We start from the raw sequence: 16,651 nt of genomic DNA, 5'->3' as shown, positions 1-16,651 counted from the left end.
CCGCTGTCGCCTCGCCCGGGTTCAACGCCCCACACGCGGAGTTGCGCAGCGTAGTCTCCAGCCCGACGGCTCGTGGCAGGGACCAGAGCGGGACGATCGGTTGCCCGTCCGAGAGCGCGTGTTCGACTCGCGTCACGCGCCCCACGATGAAACCCAGGCCGAAGACGTGGGGTTTCATCGTGGCCTTCCAGAGGTCTGCCCCGGCTGAGACGGTCAGCGCGTCACTGGCGGCCGGTGCAGCGGAAGTTGGCGGCGTCGTTCGTGCTGCCGTGTCCGTCGTAGCGGGCGACGGCCGGCCACAGGCACAACGGTCGGCTCATGGGCCCGTTCTCGGCGCGCAGCGTGGTGGGGGCCTTACCCTGTTCGACCCACTTCACCAGGGCCGCCAGTGGGTCGGCAGGGGCGGCGCCGGCCCCGCCCCTGCAGTGCCCTACACCTGGAGCGGTGAAGAGGCGGGCGAACCTCTCGGTCTTCGCCCTGCCGCCCATCGCGGCAGTGACCTGCGCGTAGTAGCTGGTCGTTCCCTGGGGAGGGATCAGCTGGTCGGCCAGGCCGTGCCAGAGGAGCAGTTTGCCGCCGGCAGCGCGGAAGGCGTGCAGGTCGGGGTCGTCCGTGCCGACGACGGGGCCCCACTCCTGACGAGAGTGGTCGAAGGAGCGGTTGAAGTTGGTCATGGTCAGGCTGTGCCAGTCGAAGGACGGGTTTTTCGCCAGCCAGTACGTGTACCAGCCTGATGCGAGGGGCGTCGGGACTCCGTCGCCGTTGGCGGTGGCGGCGAGTCTGGCGAACGAGGCGCCGGGCAGGATTCCATACCACAGGCGGGTGCCGTTCGGGCGTCGCGGCCCGTCCCAGATCCTTTTCACCACCGCCGCGTCCTTGGCCGTGATCGTGCCGCAGGGGGTCGCGGTGCCGACCAGCGAGGCGGGGTTGAAGCGGCAGATCCGGGGGTCCGTGATGACGCCGTCGGTCACGCCGTCGCGACTGTCGCACTGGGCTGTGACTGCCTTGCTGAACGCGTCGAACTTGCACGAGGGCACGAAGTCGTCGAGTTCGTGCATCACGACCTGGGGCCACATCGCAGCGGGGAGGAACCGGTCAGCCTGGATCGCCGGCGCACCTGCGAGGATGCCGTCGTAGTCGCGAGGCTGGACCTGCGCTTCCTGCAGACCTTCCCTGCCGCCGTTGGAGCAGCCGTTCCGGTAGGAGTAGGTGGGCGACGTGCCGTAGAACGCCTGGGTGACGGCCTTGCCCTTGACGGTCGTCTCGTGCAGCGCACGTGAGATGAAGTCATGGATCAGGGACGAGTTCATGCCGGTCGGAGACCAGGCCCACGAGGCGTCGCTGGAGTCGGCGCTATGACCGGAGTCGGAACCCGCGGCGGCGTAACCGGTTTTCGCCGCGCTCTCCGTGTCCGGGACGGAGCCGTCGAAGCCACCGCCTCCCACGCCCTGGAAGCGCCCGTTCCAGGTGTCGACAGGCAGTGACACGCGCATGTGGATGCTCTTCGGAACCAGCAGTTCCACGTTGCAGATCACCGGAGTGGTGGTGGTCTGCGAGGCGCTGGTGACCGTCGTGCCGTCCGGGAAGCGCAGAGCCGTGAGGCTCTCGCAGGACCGGATCGGCCGGCCGGTCGCTGGGGTTGCTGCCGCACTCGCCCCGTTGACCGGCATGGCGCAGAAGCCTGCCGCGAGGAGCAGAGATGCGGAGATCGCGAGCCGGCGCCGGACCGGGCCTCGCGGGGGTGGTGCATGTTCGGCGCTGCCGGCTGAAGGCTTCCACCTCATGCCCGCTTACCTCCTTCTTTCTTGGCTGTGCGAACGGGGCCGGTCAACGGTCGGCCGGCTCGTGGATGTCGGAGGGGATCGGGTCGGCGTACAAGGCGGCGATGTCCGCGTCGTACTTCTCGGCGACCTTCTGCCGCTTGAGCTTCAACGTGGCGGTGAGTTCATCGCTCGTCGCACCCGGGAGGGGGCTGCGTCCCAGTACGCCGGAATCACCCGGAAGCGCTTGACCTGCTCCACGCGTGCCAGGCGGCTGTTGCCCTCGGCCACCGCGGCTCGCAAGGCGTCGAGCAGCAGGGGGTTGCGGGCCAGGAAGCGCGGGTCCCGCTGCAACCCGCACTCGGCGGCGAAGGCCGCTGCCGCCTCGGCGTCCAGGACGAGCAGTGCAGTGATGTAGGGACGGCTGTCGCCGATGACCGCAGCGGTGCCGATCAGGGGACTGGCGGTGGTGGGTGCCGTCTCGACCGTGACGGGCGAGATGTGCTTACCCCCTTCACTGATGATCAGGACCTTCTTGCGGTCGACGACGGTCAGGTAGCCGTCCGCGTCGGACACGATGACGTCGCCGGTGTGGAACCAGCCCTCCCGGTCGAAGGCTTCGCGGGTCCGGTCGGCGTCGTTGCGGTAGTCCTTCGTCACCGACGGCCCCCGCACCAGGAGTTCGCCGTCGGCGGCCTGGCGTGCTTCCAGACCGGGCAGCAGCGTGCCGATGGTGCCGAAACGTGCCTGCGCGGGCGGGCTGACGGCGCCGAAGCAGCTCTGCTCGGACATGCCCCAGCCGTCGCAGATGGGGACGCCGAGCGCGGCGAAGAATTCGAGGGTCTCCGGCGGCGTGGGTGCCGCGCCGGTCACCGCCCACCGCACCTGGTCCAGCCCCAGACGGGACCGCAGGGCCGACAGGACGCCGACATCTGCTCCCGGGTATGACGCGGCGAGCTCGTCATCGACCGGCTTGCCCGCCTGAAGCAGGCGCGTACGTCTGAGGCCGGTCTCCAACGCCTCCCCGACAGCCCCCGCTGGGCCGCGTCCGGCTCGCTCGCGATTCGGACACCACCGTGACCTGCACGCCGGAAATCGCCTGTGCGTACAGGCAGGTGAAGCAGTCGACGACATGCGCGGAAGGGAGGTAGGAGGTGGTCCGGTCGCCGAAGCGGAAGTCCAGTACCTGTGCCACTCCCGCAGCTTGGGCGAGCACGTCGGCGTGCGTGATCTCGACGCCCTTCGATGGGCCGGTCCTTCCCGAGGTGTAGATCAGAGCGAGCACGTCGTCCGGCTGGATGGAGCGCCAGGTTGCGTCGAAGTCGAAGGCGGTGTTCGTCCGGCCCCGGGCGCGGAGGGTTTCCAACCTGAGGGTGCCGTCCGCCGGCTTCGCCTCTTCGCCGTCCACCAGGATGAGGTGCTCGACGGCTGTGCCGGACTCCCGGAGGACGGGACGGTACTGGGTTTCGCACGCCCAGCACCCTGCTTCCGGAATTGCGGAGCACGTGGGCGAGTTGGGCCGCCGGCAGTGTGTTGTAGACGGAGAAGGGAATGGCACCCAGATGCTGGGCCGCGAGGTCGACGGGGAAGAACTCGACCCGGTTGGTCATCATCAGCGCGACGGTGTCACCTCGCCTGACTCCGAGCCCGGCCAGGCCGGCCGCCAGGAGGCGTACGTCCTCGGCGAGGGCCCGCCGGGTGACGGTCAGCGTCGCGCCCACGGCGCGCAGAGCCACCGTGCCGGGCGCGACGGCTGCCGTGCGCTGGAGGGCATCGCGCAGCGAGGCGGGTACGGAAGTGGGGTCGGTCATCTGGCTCGGTTCCCGTCGATCGGCTCGTACCGGAACTCACGCTCGACAGGCCCGACGCGCACGCATACGGCGGCGCCGGCAATGCCGCGGCGTGAGAGCGCGGGTTCGACGACGGCAACGCTAGGCATCCGTGGAGCGCGGGGCATCGGGCATGACACCCAACAAAGCGGCCGATGCGCTGTGATCGGATCACACCTCTGTGGAGGAAAGTGATCGAGCCTCCGCCGGTTGAGGTGATCGGGTCACCTTCCGGAGCCGCGCCCGAGCAGCTTGATCGCGATCAGCAACTGCTGGAGGTCGGTGAGTCTGCGCATGTCGCACCCCGTTCGTTCCTCGACACGAGCCAGACGGTGATGTGCGGTGTTGATGTGGACACCGAGTCGCTGGGCAGCGGCCTTCACGTTCAGATCACTGGCCGCGTACTCCTCCACGGTCCTGATCAGGGTCCCGTCCGCCCTGGAGTCCTCGGCCACGAAGGTGCGGAGCGCCGCCGGCACGATCCGTGCGGCGGTCTCGTCCGCTCGGAGCGTCAGATAGTCGAGCACGCTGAGATCGGACAGACAGACAACACCACCCTCCGGCGGAAGAGTGCCCAGCGCGGAGACGGCCTCGTGGTACGCCTTCCCCAAGTCGATGACGGTGTCGTACCGCGTGCTGATGCCCACCGCCAGCCGTGTCCCCCGGTCGGCGAGCCTCCGCCAGGCCGTCCTCACGGGCTCCCCGGACACGCTGCCGGCGCCGTCACGCAGGGCCCGCACAATCACGATCTCGTCCTGCCGCAGCACGGTCAGCGCACGAGCCGGGTCGCCTGTGGCCTGCCCCAGAAGCGAGGCGGCTGAGCGGAGGCTGTAGGGGTCGTCGACGGAACCCACGGGGACGGCGACCACCACGGCACACGCCGTGTCGGGATGAAGCCCGGCCTTCGTGGCCGCGGTCAGTCGTGGTCCCGGCGTCGGTTCCCGTCCTGCGATCAGATCTTCGAGCAGATCCCGACGCACCCGGTCGCCTTCCACGGCCAGGAACTGTTCCTCGGTCAGATAAGCCCGGGCAGCGACCGTACTGCCCCGGTTGATCAGTTCCATGACCAGTCCGCCCGCTTCCAGCGCAACGTCGCGCCCGCCGGCCGTGTGCACCGCCCAGTCGGCGATCGTCTCCCACATCAGGCGGTGCGCGATGCGCAGCGCGTGCATGAAATCGACGAGGGGCATGCCCTGCCGGGCCCGCCGCGCGGCATGCGGGCGGACGAACGCCACGTCGTCGTCCGTGACCGGACGGCCGCGGGCCAGGCTGATGCTCAGCGCGTCGACCGCCTCCGTCACGTGGGCCACCACGTCGGCCAGCAGCGCTTCGTTCGCGAGGGCGGCGTAGCCGGGAATCTCTGCCCGCATGGCCTCCAGAGCCGCCTCGGCCAGCGACTGCCGCTGAGCGGCGATGACGTCGGCCACCTCGCTGAGGGCGGCCACCTGACCTGATCGGCGCATCACGGCCTCAGCCTAGGGGAGCCATGGCGTCATTGCGCCGGCAGATCACTGAGATGAACCGGCGCCCGGCAGGGCCCGACGCCTTGCGGGGGGGCGTATGTCGGCAGCGGCTCGCTCCCGGTCGACGAGCGGATGCTGTAGCGGTTCGCGGTGCCCGAGTCCTGCCCGCGGCGACCTGACCCCTCGCACGAACGGAGCCGGCTGTGCGGGGTCACCATGGGGTCGTCGACCCTGCGGGAGCCGTGGAGCCGACGGAGTTCGATCCGTCAACCGGCCGCACCGGCAATCGGCATACCTCGCCTCGTAAGCGGCCGTACACCAGCTCACCACGATCACTGTCGCGCCGACCGGACGAGGAGATCCGGCAACGCCGACTCGTCGGCGACCTCACATCCCCAGCAGTGGCATCACCTGCGTAATCGACCGCACGGCAGGAGCCGTTCCGGCGCTCCGATCGGAGCCGTCGACGGCAGACGCTTGCCCCCTCTCTGCTGCGATCGCAGTAGACGCAAGTGTCTGCGAACGGCCAATGACGAGAGACCGGAGAACTGCGAGTGTTCGAGTGGGCCGTGATCGTCGGCCCGCACGCATGACAGTCCCCTGGAAAGGCTCGTCGATGTCCCCTCTCGCCCGCTGGTGCCACCGGCACCGGCTCGCCGTCGTCCTGGTCTGGGTGGGCCTGTTGCTCGCTCTCGGCGCCGGAGTCGGTGCGGCCGGCAGCGCCTTCGGTAACAGCCCGACCTCGCAGGACACCGACTCGGCCAAGGCGACGGCACTGCTCCAGCAAGCCTCCAACAGTGCGGCGGGCAAGAGCGGCCGGGTGGTCTGGCAGGTGAACGGCGGTGAGGTCACCGAGCCCGCCGCCAGACAGGTGATGACCCGGACCCTGAAGGAGATAGCCGAGGCACCGGGCGTCGCCGAGGTGACCAGCCCCTACACACCGCTCGGCAAGGGGCAGATCAGCAAGGACGGCCAGACGGCCTACGCCTCGGTCGCATTCGATCGGGAGGTCGAGGACACCCAGGTCGAGCACGTGAAGGAAATCGCCACTGGCCCGGAGTCGGAGACCCTGCACATCGCGCTGAACGGGCAGGCTTTCACCGTCAATCCCGCTCCCAACCCGGTCGCCGACGTCATGGGCATCGCCCTCGCCTTCATCGTGCTGCTGTTCGTCTTCCGGGCCGTCTGGGTGGCCGCGCTGCCGATCATCACGGCCATCGTCGGCGTCGGCACCTCCGCGGTCACGGTGATCCTGCTCAGCCACGTCATCACACTCTCCGACACCACGCTCACCCTGGGTTCGCTGATCGGTCTGGGCGTGGGCATCGACTACGCGCTGTTCATCGTCAACCGGCACCGCACCAACCTCATGGTGGGCATGAGCGTCGCCGAATCGGCAGCCAAGGCCCTCAACACCTCCGGCCGGGCCGTGCTGTTCGCCGGGCTGACCGTCGTCGTCGCGCTGCTCGGCATGCTCACCCTGAACGTCGGCATCATCAACGGCATGGCGATCGGCGCGGCGATCACCGTCACACTGACCGTGCTGGCCGCCATCACCCTGCTTCCGGCGCTGCTCGGCATGATCGGCCCGCGCGTCCTCGGCCGCAAGGAGCGCCGCGAGATGTCCGGCTGGACCCGGCCGCACTCCTCGGGCCGGGCCGGGCTGTGGGGCCGGTGGGCCGAGCGGGTGCAGGCCAGGCCCAAGACGCTGGCCCTCGTCGCCCTGGCCGTGCTCGCGGCGCTCGCGCTGCCGACGCTGTCGCTGCGTCTGGGCGCGTCCGACGACGGCAACCTGCCGACGAACTCGACGAACCGTCAGGCGTACGACATGATCGCCGACGGGTTCGGGCCCGGCTTCAACGGCCCGCTCGTCCTGGCCGTCCAGGCCCCCGACACCGCCGGCAAGGCCGCCGTGGGGAAACTGGTCGCCGCCCTCGAGAAGGTCGACGGTGTCGCCAGTGCCAACTCCGCCCCCATGAAGGACGGACAGACCGTCGGGGTGGTCTCCGTCGTCCCGACGACCTCCCCGCAGTCGGAGGCCACCTCCGACCTGATCCACCACCTGCGTGACGACGTGATCCCGCAAGCCGAGCAGGGCACGTCGATGAAGGTCTACGTGGGAGGCGTCACCGCGAGCAACGACGACTTCGCCTCGGTCCTGATGGGCAAGCTGCCCGTCTTCGTGCTGGTGATCGCCGCGCTCGGCTTCCTGCTGCTGACCGTCGCCTTCCGCAGCCTGCTCATCCCGGCGGTCGGCGCACTGCTGAACGTCCTCAGCATCGGAGTGGCCTTCGGCGCGATCGTGGTGGTCTTCCAGTACGGCTTCGGTGCCGGACTGCTCGGTCTCGGCGCCGGCGGACCGATCGAGTCGTTCGTGCCGATCCTGGTCGTCGGCATCATGTTCGGCCTCTCCATGGACTACCAGGTCTTCCTCGTCAGCCGCATGCGCGAGGAGTGGGCCCACACCGGCGACAACCGCCGCGCGGTCCGGGTCGGCCAGGCCGAGACCGGCAAGGTCATCGCCGTCGCCGCCACCATCATGGTCTGTGTCTTCGGCTCCTTCGTCTTCGGCGGCATGCGGGTCATCTCCGAGTTCGGCGTCAGCCTCGCAGTGGCGGTCGCTGTGGATGCCCTGCTGATCCGCATGATCGTCGTCCCCGCGCTCATGCACCTGTGCGGACGGGCCAACTGGTGGCTGCCCCGCCGACTGGACAAGGCCTTGCCCAACGTGTCCGTGGAAGGCCCCGCCGACGAGCCCGCGCATCCGCCGTACGCCGTGCGGGAACCGGAGCCCTCCGGCCTGGCCAACTGACCGTCACCACGACGGACCGAGATCGCATGCGGGCCGGTGGCAGGGGGGTGACCTCGCCTTCCACCGGTCGGCGCTGCTTAGAGTGAGGGAATGGAACTGCCCATGGTGTGGCGACAGTGGCTGGCCCGTCATGACCGGATCAAAGACGCGCTGCCGGCGGTACCGCTGATCGTTATCGCCGCGGCGGCGACCGCCGCCGTCGGCAAGGACGGCTGGCAGGAGCCTCGCTGGCACGAGGTCATGTGGACGACGCTGTCGTGCGTGCCGCTGGCCTTCCGAAGCCGCTGGCCCCTGGGCGTCGCCCTCTTCACCCTGGCGGGTGACCTCACGCTGATGGCCGTCGCCTCACACATCTCGCCGGCTCCGGGAGCGAGCCTGATCGCCCTGTACACCCTCGCCCTCCTCAGCAGCCGGCGCACCGCGTGGACGGTCGGGGTAGCCTCGGCCGTGGCGATCACCGGTGTCTACGCCGCCACCCACTCCGAGTCCCTGGTGGCGGGGGCCAGTCTGTTGCGGTTGGACTTCGCGATCGCGGCCACCGCGCTCGGCCGCACCGTCCGCAGCCGCCGTGAGAACCTCGCGGCGGCCCGGGAACGCGTGGAACACGCCGAACGCACACGGGAGGAAGAGGCCCGGCGCCGGGTCACCGAGGAACGCGTGCGCATCGCGCGCGATCTGCACGACGTCGTCGCGCACCACATCACCCTGGTCAACGCCCAGGCCGGCGTGGCCCACCACCTCATGCGCGCCAACCCCGACCAGGCATACGAGGCGCTCGCCCACATCAAGGACAACAGCCGCGCCGCCCTCGACGAACTGCGCGCCACCGTCGGCCTGCTGCGCCAGCCCGACGACGCACCCGGCTCGCGGGCCCCCATCCCGCGCCTGGCCGATCTCGACGCCCTCGTCACCGGCTTCGAGGCTAGCGGCCTGTCCGTGTCGGTGACCCGCACGGGCGGCCCCTCGCCACTGGCGCCCGCAACCGACCTGACCGCCTACCGCATCATCCAGGAAGCCCTCACCAACACCCACAAGCACGCGTCCACGTCCTCGGCCTCGGTGGTCCTGGACTACGGCGTGCACTCACTCCGGGTCACGGTGACGGATGACGGACGCCCGGGCGCGCCCAAGGGCGCGGGCACCGGCCACGGACTGATCGGCATGCACGAGCGGGCCACCGCCATCGGCGGTACCGTCACCGCCGGCCCGCGTTCCGAAGGCGGCTTCCAGGTCGTCGCCGAGTTGCCGGTCTCGCTCTCTCCCGTACTTGCCTGACACCCCGTGAGGAAACACCGCAATGACCATTCGCGTCCTGCTCGCCGACGACCAGGCTCTGCTCCGCGGCACCTTCCGGCTGCTCATCAGCGCACAACCGGACATGGAGGTCGTCGCGGAGGCCTCCGACGGGCGGGAGGCAGCCCAACTGGCCCGGTCCGAGCGCGCCGACGTGGTGGTGATGGACATCCGGATGCCCGAGGTCGACGGCATCGAGGCGACCCGGCTGATCGCCCAGGACGAGGACCTGGCCGGGGTCAAGGTCCTCGTCCTCACCACCTTCGAGGAGGACGACCTGGTCATCGAGGCCCTCCGGGCAGGCGCGAGCGGATTCCTGGGCAAGGGAGTCGAACCGGCGCAACTGCTTGACGCCGTCCGCCTGGTGGCCGGTGGAGAGGCACTTCTCTCCCCGGCAGCCACCAAGGGCCTGATCTCCCGGGTTCTCGCCCAGCCCTCACCCAGCGACCTCGTCGACCCCCGTCGCCTGGCCACGCTGACTCCCCGGGAACGGGAGGTACTGGCACTTGTGGGCATCGGCCTGGCCAACGACGAGATCGCCGAACGCCTCTTCGTCACCCCGGTCACCGTCAAGACTCACGCCAACCGGGCCATGGCCAAACTCGGCGCCCGCGACCGGGCCCAGCTGGTCGTCATCGCCTACGAGACCGGCCTGGTACGCGCGGGACAACGACAGGGCTGAGACACCGGCCGACCACGACCGGTTCCCAGGTCTCCCGGGGAACACGCGGGAGGGACGGGTCATGGCCCAGCCGGCGCCACCACGTCACCCTCCTGACCGCCGCCCACGCCCTCCTCACCGAACAGCGCCTGACCCCAAAAGCGCCCACACCGGTCTCACCCTCTACCAGATCCTCGACACCCTCCAAGGCATCCTGAGGTACTGGACCGGCGTCTGCAGCACCTGCCACGAAGCCCTGCCCGCCAGGCCACCCACCACTCCAAGATCCAGATAGACCTACTGACTTCCTCGGGTTGCTGTCGGCCGTTGGGTGAGGGTCAGTCTGGTGCCGGCCAGGCAGCCATCGATGAGGTCGGGCCGGAGCTGGATATGACGTAAGCCTCGGCGGAGGGTGCGTTCGAGGTGCTCGTCGTCGGTGAAGGCAACGTTGGCGAGCGGCCCGCGCCGTAACAGTGACCAGATGCCCTCTACTGGGTCAAGTCCGGGGCATAAGAGGGCAGTTGGATGATCATGAGCCAGTCGTGTGCGGCCGCTTACTCACGCATCCCGGCGGCCCGGTGGGTGTTGAGATGATTCCAGATCAGCACGATGGGGGCCTGGAGTTGGATGTGGGCGCGGACGATCAGATCGCGGTAGTCGCTCCAGGCGAAGGCGTCGCGGCCTTTGCCCCGATGCTTGCGGTGGCGGCGCGGCCCGTAGATCAGCGTGTGCGTGCGGTTCATGCTGGTCAGGGTGCTGGTTCAGGCGGTGGAGGCAGGGTGGTGTGTGCTTTGAGCCTGTCTTGTCAGGGTGTTGGGTCGGTGGTGTGGGTGTGTAGGTGGTGGGCGTAGTCGCTGGTGTGTTCTTCGGCCCAGTTCTGCAGGTGTTGCAATGCGGCGGTGACGCCGCGGGCGAGGTCGGTCAGGGCGTACTGCACCGTCGGTGGGCGGCTGGTGTGCACGGTGCGGGTGATCAGTCCGCCGGCTTCGAGGTCGCGCAGGGTCTGGGCGAGCATCTTGTCGCTGACGCCGCCGGCCCGTCGGCGCAGCTCGGACCAGCGTTGCGGGCCATCCATGAGATCGACCAGGACCAGAAAGTAACTCGGTCAGAGTGAGGGATCCACCCCCTGATCGTCAAGGAGTACCTGTGGTAACCGATGTTGCCGTGACCCGCGCCGTGCACACCGTGACGGTGCTCGGCGGCCCCACCGCGCTGATCCGCCTGGTCGGCTGGACGCTGCTGAGCGACCCGACCTTCGACGCCGCCGGCACCGAATACCCCGGCGGCGGCAATGCCGGCTTCCCGGTCGACTTCACCATCCAGACCCGGCCCGGCGGCAGTACCGAATGGACCACCGTACGACGGTCGCCGGGCAGGCCAATCCCAACGCAGCTGCACAGCCCATCGGCTACAGCTCACCGAGTTGCGTGGTAGCTGAACAGCACCCGTTGGGCGGCCATCACTGATGGCCGCCCAACGGTACGGGCCGTCCGGAGGGACGCGGCACACGCGATGTCTCCGGCAAGTCCGCCGACAACGAGGCCATCCCCGACAGCGTCAAGTGCCTCGCACGACCGTCACCGTTTCCCGGTCAGGGCGCTACGGACGAGAGCGGGCCACCTACTCGTGTGCGGGTGGTCACCGAACTCGTTCGCACAGGGCACCGCGGCCTTCTTGGCCGTATGGAGCGTCGCTACTGATCTTTTCGGGTTGCCTTCGGATGGTGACGTTGGGTGTTCCCTGCGGTATGCCGGTGCTATGCGGTACGCGGACGGCGGGGGCCTGACGGCTGAGCGGCGGGCTGCGCGTGAAAGGATCCGGCTGGACGCCGGGCAGAGATTCGCACGAGGTGACAGGACCTCTGACATCGCCAAAGACCTGCGGGTGAGCGAACGTTCGGTGGAGCAATGGCGCCGCAACTGGCGTGAAGGCGGCATGGAGGGGCTGAAGTCCAGGGGACCGGCGAACCTGCCGAAACTGTCGGACGAGCGGTGGACGCTGGAACGCGTCAGAACTCTCATCGGCCGCCAGTTCCGGATCGACTGCTCCATCGCGGGAGTATGGCGGCTCCTGCACCGCCACGGCTGGTCCTGGCAGAGCCCGGCCCGACGCGCGCTGGAACGTGACGAACACGCGCTCGCGCTGTGGAAGAAGGACGTGTGGCCGCAGGTGGAATGACCGCGACGGCGCTCAACGTCTGGGTCGCCTTGGAGGACGAGGCCCGGTTCGCGGTGACGCCGCCACGCGCCCGCACGTGGGGCCGGCGCGGACAGACTCCCGTGATCACAGTGCGGGGGCGGTCCCGGCGACGGGTCTCGGTCACCGCACTGTGCTGCCACCGGCCCGGTGAGAGGTCCCGGCTGATCTACCCGCCCCGCTTCCATTCGCTCCTGAAAGGCGCACGCAAGAGTTTCGCCTGGCAGGACTACCGCGACCTGCTGGTCCGCGCGCACCTACAGCCCGGCACCCCGATCGTCGTCGTCTGCGACATCAATCGCCGACCACGAATGGCTCACCGTCATCCAACTTCCCTCCTACAGCCCGGACTTGAACCCGGTGAAAGACATCTGGTCGCTGTTGCGGCGCGGGCCGAAGGCCAACACCGCATTCACCGCCCCCGACCGCCTCACCCGCAGCCTCCGCTGGCGCCTCGCCCACATCCAGCGCCATCCCGAACTCATCGACGGCTGCCTCAGCGAAACCGGACTGGCCCTCACACCAGACCACCCGGAGGCAACCCGAAAAGATCAGTAGATTTACACTCCCCCGCGGGGATCCGGGTCCGGCTGTCGTCGTGCACCAACGCGTAGCCCTCGGCCTCCATCCGGGCCAGGTCTGCCCCAAAAAAAAGCGCGGGACGCCGCGTGCCCGCTTCCGGACGCCGTTGTCGTTCGTCTCGTACAACGTCTTGTTGATCTCGTCGATCACGACGTGCGGGATCATCACGGACGTGCCGGAACCGAAGAGCCGCTGCCATGGGATCTTGTCGAAGCGCATGTAGCACCGGCCTGTCTGGGCCGAGCTTGCCGACAAGACGCAGATCTCATCGGCCAGCTCGACACCACTCGCAAAACCCAACGCACCCGGCTCCAAGCCGACTTCGACCGGGCCGTCCGCGTCGTCGCGGAGATCGACGCCGCCAGCACCAGCATGAGCGAGGAGTCTGCATGAGGATCTCCGCAGCCCAGAAGCCTGAGAACGAGAACCGCATCCGGGCTGCACGGAGTTCCGGTCAGACGCGGCGGCGGGTGAAACGCTGGTTGGCGTTGCCGGTGTAGGTCCACTGGGAGACGCGGGCGCCGTCGGCGGTCGAGTACTCCCAGACATCCATCGCCAGGCCGGACTCCCGGTTGACGAGGCTGATCACGCCACTGCCGTGGTCGACCACGCGCCACTGCTGGCTGGTGGCGCCGGTGTCGGCCTGTTGGACGACATCCCCTCCGGTCGCGGTGCCCGTGGGCTGGAGGAACAAACCACTGTGCAGTGCCTTGATGCGGACGTGGCCGTCGCCGGCCTCGACGAACTCGAATTGCTGGTTGGGACGGCTGCTGGTGGCCCGCTGGACGAGCTGCGCGCCGACGGCGGTCGAGGCCCCGTTGATCTCGGCGGCCTTGCCGCTGTGCTGGGCCAGCAGGGTGTAGAGGCCCGGGCCGCCTGGTGAGTCGCCCAGCTGGGCTTCCCACCTGGTGTTGGACCCGGACGCGTCAGCCGGGAGACGGTCCCGTGCGGCGGTGTCGCCGTACATGGTCCAGCGGGCCCAGTCGACGACGGTCCTCGGGAAGCGCTGGTCGCTCCAGAAACTGGTGTGGCTGCCGCCGACGAAGGTGAGGAACGCCTTGGGCCAGGTGATCTCCGAGTACGCCTGCCGGGCCGAGGAGTACTGCGTGGTCGAGTCCCGATCGCCGTGGACGAACAGCACCTTCGCCGAGACTGAGCCGGACGGGTTGCCCATGTCGACGCAGGACTGGGGGTTGGCGGAGATGATCCGGCTGTCGGGCCAAGAGGTCAGCAGACCGTGGGTGACCATGCCGCCCAGTGAGTGGCCCGAGACGCCGACGCCGATGCCGGTGTTGATGTGCCCGGCCAGCGGTCCGCTCGCGTTGAGCGCGAGGGTGTTGGTGAGGACCTGAGAGACGTCCTTGGAGGAGTTGCCGTTGTTGACGTCGTTGAAGTTGTGGTTGAAGTGCGGGGCGGGGACGACGAAGCCCGCCGAGGCCAGGGCCCGGATGATGAACAGTGAGTTCTGCGGGCTGCTCCCGTAGCCGTGGGTGAAGTTGAAGACGGGGAAGACACCTCCCGCGACCGGGGCGTTCGTCACCGGACTGCCGCCGGGGGTGCCGGTGGCGGGATAGTAGACGTAGGTGGTGCAGGGGCGGCTGCCACGGGTCCAGTCGTACCGGCGCACGCCGACCGCGAACGGCGTGGTCGGCGCGGTGTCCAGTGGCGCGGCGGCGGGTGCCTGTCCTGCCCCGAGCAGGGACAGGCCCACGCCCGTCGCTCCGGCCGTGCTCACGCTGAGGAAGGTCCGTCGTCGCATCGTCATGGATGACTCCTTGGGTGCGGGGATGGGCGGAACGTTTGACGTTCGGCTGGGTGCCGGTGCCGGGCCCCCGTCGGCGACAGAGGCCGACAGGTCGACGGGGCGCATGGCGCAACAGCGGGTGTCGGTGCTCCTGCCACCTGAGAGGGGCGGCAGGAGCGGTGTGCGGTTGGTCGGGTGCACTGGATGTCGGGGTGCGTGTGGGCGTTCCGGTAGAACACGGCCTGGTTCTCCCAGGCACTGCCGCAGTTGCTGCCGTCGGCCACCGAATGAGCGGCGCACTGCTGTGAAGCGGTGATGATGTCGCCGGTGCCGTCGTGGTCTCGGCGGTGCGACGTCGGTGAAGCAGCCTATGAGGTGGTCACGTCGTGTTCGCCGTGACTGGGCATGACGTCGATGACCACCGTGACCGGTCCCTTGGCGGTCTTGCCGGTCACCGTCACCTCACCCGGCTTGTCGGTCGCGCCAGGTGGCAACGGCTGCCAGCGCACGGGCACACGTGTGGTCGTGTCGTCCGCGGTGGTGAGCATGCGGATGGTGGAGGGCAGCTTCGGCGCGGCTCCCACCGGGGTGGCGGTGTAGACCGTGTCCTGGAGGATGTGCTTGGCGCGGCTGGCGTTGAAGACGTTGATGGACGCGTGCGGCTCCCACGTGTTCGCCAGTCCGGGCACGGCCCGGAACATGGGCTGATAACCGGCCGGCTCCCAGACCAGCACTCCCGAACCTCTGTTGTCGACCACGTCGTTGGCGGCCTGGAACACCCTCCTGATGGCATCCGCCTGCCCCTGAATCGTGCGCGGGTAGGGCGAGTTGGGCAGCGGCGAGCCGTCGCCGCCCGAGGCGGGATAGGCGGTTTCGGCGATGTCGATCTCGTAGCCGGGATGGGTGGTGGCCATGGTGTTCAGGTTGCGCTCCAGTGCCTCGGGCGTACCGTGCCACTCCGGGTAGTACGAGATGGCCAGCACATCGGGTTTGTGCCCCTTCGCCTTCACACGTGTGAGGAACTGGTGCCAGAACTCCATGGTCTTGTCGAGCTTGTCCTTGTCGACGATCACGTGTATCTCGACCTTGGACGTCGGTGATGCGTCGCGGACGGCCTTGATCCCGGCCGCTGCCAGGGTGGTGAACCGGTCCCACGCCTGGTTGTAGAGCTGTTGTTCCGCCGGGTCGGTCGACCGCCAGTACCGCCACAGCAGGCCGCCGCCGGGCTTGGACTGGTAGATGTCGGCCTGGTCGACGAAGTAGGGCGGATTCGTGGTGCCGATGAGGGCCGCCTCGCTGCCGTACATGAAGCCATTGATGATCTCGTTGCCGACGGCCACCTTCTCCGGCGTGGTGCCCTGCCGGATCAACCGCTTCAGATAGTCGGCGGTGAAGTCGTACACGGCCTCGGACAGGTCCGCGAACTCCAACTCGGCCCAGGCGCGGGGTTTGGGTTGCTTGCTCGGGTCGGCCCATGAGTCCGCGTAGTGGAAGTCGATGCCCAGGCCCATGCCCCGCTTCTTGATCTGCTGCGCCGAGACCAGTGAGCGCTCCGGACCCTGGCGTGGTATCGGCGTCGGCTGACCGGTGTTCTCGCTGCGCGGCTCGTTCCATATCCGCAGCCGGGTGTGCTGCATGCCGCGATCCTTGACCACGTCGAGCAGGTGTGGCCCGGCGCCGCGGTGCTCGGCCAGCGGGTCGACCCAGTACTGCTGGTCCTGGACGTCGTCCATCCAGGACAGGTCGGCGCCCAGAGTGAGGTCGTCGCGTAGGTAGTTGAGGACCTGGAGCTCGCTGACCCCGGCCCGGGCGTGGTCCTGCTTTCCTGTGAACTTCAGCCGGACGAAGCGCGTTCCGGGCCGGGTGAACAGGTGCACTTCTCCTCGCGACACGGATCGGTTGTGGGACCTGTCGGTGATGGTCTTCCACCGGTGGCCGTCGGACGAAGCCTCGACCACGTACCGGTAGGCCACCCCACGGTCCGGGAACAGCACCTTGACCTTGCGCAGGTTGTCGTAGGTTCCGCCGAGGTCGACGGTGAGCCACTGCCGGGCGCCGGCCTGTCCGGGGTACCAGGACGTCGCCGGGTCGCCGTCGATGGCCAGTCCGGCGCTCGACGAGCCGCTGCCGGCTGTCGCCGAGGCCCAGGCCTTGGCGGCGATGTTGCTCTCGATCGGCTTGATGTCCGCGGTTCCGAAGGTCGCGTGGGCCGACTCGGGCACCATGAGTAGGTTCGCGGACACCAGGGTGGCCAACGTCGTCATGACCGCGATGGCGCGGGGCAGACGCGTTCTGCTCATGTCCTTCTCCT

General features: G+C 68.8%; 11 protein-coding genes and 4 pseudogenes. 6 read left to right on the top strand and 9 right to left on the bottom strand.

The genetic code is table 11. From position 1 onward, the window contains the following. Positions 1-221 precede the first annotated feature (221 nt). The 5 genes and pseudogenes from ABKA17_RS42715 to ABKA17_RS42695 all read right to left on the bottom strand — a co-directional run bounded on the left by ABKA17_RS42715 (position 222) and on the right by ABKA17_RS42695 (position 5,052). Positions 222-1,670, bottom strand: a complete 1,449-nt coding sequence (locus ABKA17_RS42715) for a tannase/feruloyl esterase family alpha/beta hydrolase (RefSeq protein WP_353697800.1) — start codon at positions 1,668-1,670, stop codon at positions 222-224. Positions 1,671-1,928: 258 nt separating this feature from the next. Next, entirely contained in the window at positions 1,929-2,777 is an 849-nt protein-coding gene (locus ABKA17_RS42710) for an AMP-binding protein (RefSeq protein ID WP_353697799.1), read from the bottom strand. Then, the gene (locus ABKA17_RS42705; protein ID WP_353697798.1) at positions 2,722-3,168 is read right to left on the bottom strand and encodes an AMP-binding protein; all 447 of its coding nucleotides are present in this window, start codon (positions 3,166-3,168) and stop codon (positions 2,722-2,724) included. The genes ABKA17_RS42710 and ABKA17_RS42705 overlap by 56 nt, the downstream gene beginning before the upstream one ends. A 124-nt stretch (positions 3,169-3,292) precedes the next feature. Continuing rightward, a pseudogene (locus ABKA17_RS42700) lies at positions 3,293-3,571 on the bottom strand (AMP-binding protein); the annotation flags it as partial. A gap of 242 nt (positions 3,572-3,813) precedes the next feature. Continuing rightward, a complete protein-coding gene (locus ABKA17_RS42695; RefSeq protein ID WP_353697861.1) occupies positions 3,814-5,052 on the bottom strand; it encodes a PucR family transcriptional regulator in 1,239 nt (412 codons plus the stop codon). Between the two features lie 616 nt (positions 5,053-5,668). Here ABKA17_RS42695 and ABKA17_RS42690 point away from each other — a divergent pair. From ABKA17_RS42690 to ABKA17_RS48030, 4 genes and pseudogenes are all read left to right on the top strand, one after another. Next, positions 5,669-7,864, top strand: a complete 2,196-nt coding sequence (locus tag ABKA17_RS42690) for an MMPL family transporter (protein ID WP_353697797.1) — start codon at positions 5,669-5,671, stop codon at positions 7,862-7,864. Positions 7,865-7,954: 90 nt separating this feature from the next. Next, on the top strand, positions 7,955-9,139 hold the full coding sequence (locus ABKA17_RS42685; RefSeq protein ID WP_353697796.1) for a sensor histidine kinase: 1,185 nt from the start codon (positions 7,955-7,957) through the stop codon (positions 9,137-9,139). Positions 9,140-9,161: 22 nt separating this feature from the next. Continuing rightward, the gene (locus ABKA17_RS42680; protein WP_353697795.1) at positions 9,162-9,839 is read left to right on the top strand and encodes a response regulator transcription factor; all 678 of its coding nucleotides are present in this window, start codon (positions 9,162-9,164) and stop codon (positions 9,837-9,839) included. Between the two features lie 59 nt (positions 9,840-9,898). Continuing rightward, positions 9,899-10,036, top strand: a pseudogene (locus ABKA17_RS48030) (IS701 family transposase); the annotation flags it as partial. 79 nt (positions 10,037-10,115) lie between these two features. Here ABKA17_RS48030 and ABKA17_RS42675 read toward each other — a convergent pair. Together ABKA17_RS42675 and ABKA17_RS42670 are read right to left on the bottom strand one after the other, a co-directional pair. Further along, a pseudogene (locus tag ABKA17_RS42675) lies at positions 10,116-10,543 on the bottom strand (transposase); the annotation flags it as partial. Positions 10,544-10,623: 80 nt separating this feature from the next. Then, a complete protein-coding gene (locus ABKA17_RS42670; RefSeq protein ID WP_353697860.1) occupies positions 10,624-10,905 on the bottom strand; it encodes a winged helix-turn-helix transcriptional regulator in 282 nt (93 codons plus the stop codon). A gap of 59 nt (positions 10,906-10,964) precedes the next feature. Here ABKA17_RS42670 and ABKA17_RS42665 point away from each other — a divergent pair, with 59 nt between their 5' ends. Then, on the top strand, positions 10,965-11,252 hold the full coding sequence (locus ABKA17_RS42665; RefSeq protein ID WP_353697794.1) for a hypothetical protein: 288 nt from the start codon (positions 10,965-10,967) through the stop codon (positions 11,250-11,252). 324 nt (positions 11,253-11,576) lie between these two features. Further along, a pseudogene (locus tag ABKA17_RS48025) lies at positions 11,577-12,572 on the top strand (IS630 family transposase). A 478-nt stretch (positions 12,573-13,050) separates the two neighbouring features. Here the strand turns inward: ABKA17_RS48025 and ABKA17_RS42650 are convergent. Both ABKA17_RS42650 and ABKA17_RS42645 read right to left on the bottom strand, forming a co-directional pair. Continuing rightward, entirely contained in the window at positions 13,051-14,361 is a 1,311-nt protein-coding gene (locus tag ABKA17_RS42650; protein ID WP_353697791.1) for an RICIN domain-containing protein, read from the bottom strand. 347 nt (positions 14,362-14,708) lie between these two features. After that, positions 14,709-16,640: a glycosyl hydrolase 53 family protein gene (locus tag ABKA17_RS42645; RefSeq protein WP_353697790.1), complete on the bottom strand. Its 1,932-nt coding sequence runs from the start codon at positions 16,638-16,640 to the stop codon at positions 14,709-14,711. Positions 16,641-16,651: the final 11 nt, after the last annotated feature.

It is taken from the genome of Streptomyces sp. RG80 (genome assembly GCF_040446465.1).
Taxonomy (GTDB): domain Bacteria; phylum Actinomycetota; class Actinomycetes; order Streptomycetales; family Streptomycetaceae; genus Streptomyces.
The sequence above is the reverse complement of the archived record's forward strand: the minus strand, read 5'-3'. Positions and strand labels throughout refer to the sequence as shown.

Coding starts and splice junctions, on each gene's coding strand:
- ABKA17_RS42690 (WP_353697797.1), top strand. CDS start 5,669: ATGTCCCCTCTCGCCCGCTGGTGCCACCGGCACCGGCTCGCCGTCGTC.
- ABKA17_RS42650 (WP_353697791.1), bottom strand. CDS start 14,361: ATGACGATGCGACGACGGACCTTCCTCAGCGTGAGCACGGCCGGAGCG.
- ABKA17_RS42645 (WP_353697790.1), bottom strand. CDS start 16,640: ATGAGCAGAACGCGTCTGCCCCGCGCCATCGCGGTCATGACGACGTTG.
- ABKA17_RS42685 (WP_353697796.1), top strand. CDS start 7,955: ATGGAACTGCCCATGGTGTGGCGACAGTGGCTGGCCCGTCATGACCGG.
- ABKA17_RS42680 (WP_353697795.1), top strand. CDS start 9,162: ATGACCATTCGCGTCCTGCTCGCCGACGACCAGGCTCTGCTCCGCGGC.
- ABKA17_RS42715 (WP_353697800.1), bottom strand. CDS start 1,670: ATGCCGGTCAACGGGGCGAGTGCGGCAGCAACCCCAGCGACCGGCCGG.
- ABKA17_RS42695 (WP_353697861.1), bottom strand. CDS start 5,052: ATGCGCCGATCAGGTCAGGTGGCCGCCCTCAGCGAGGTGGCCGACGTC.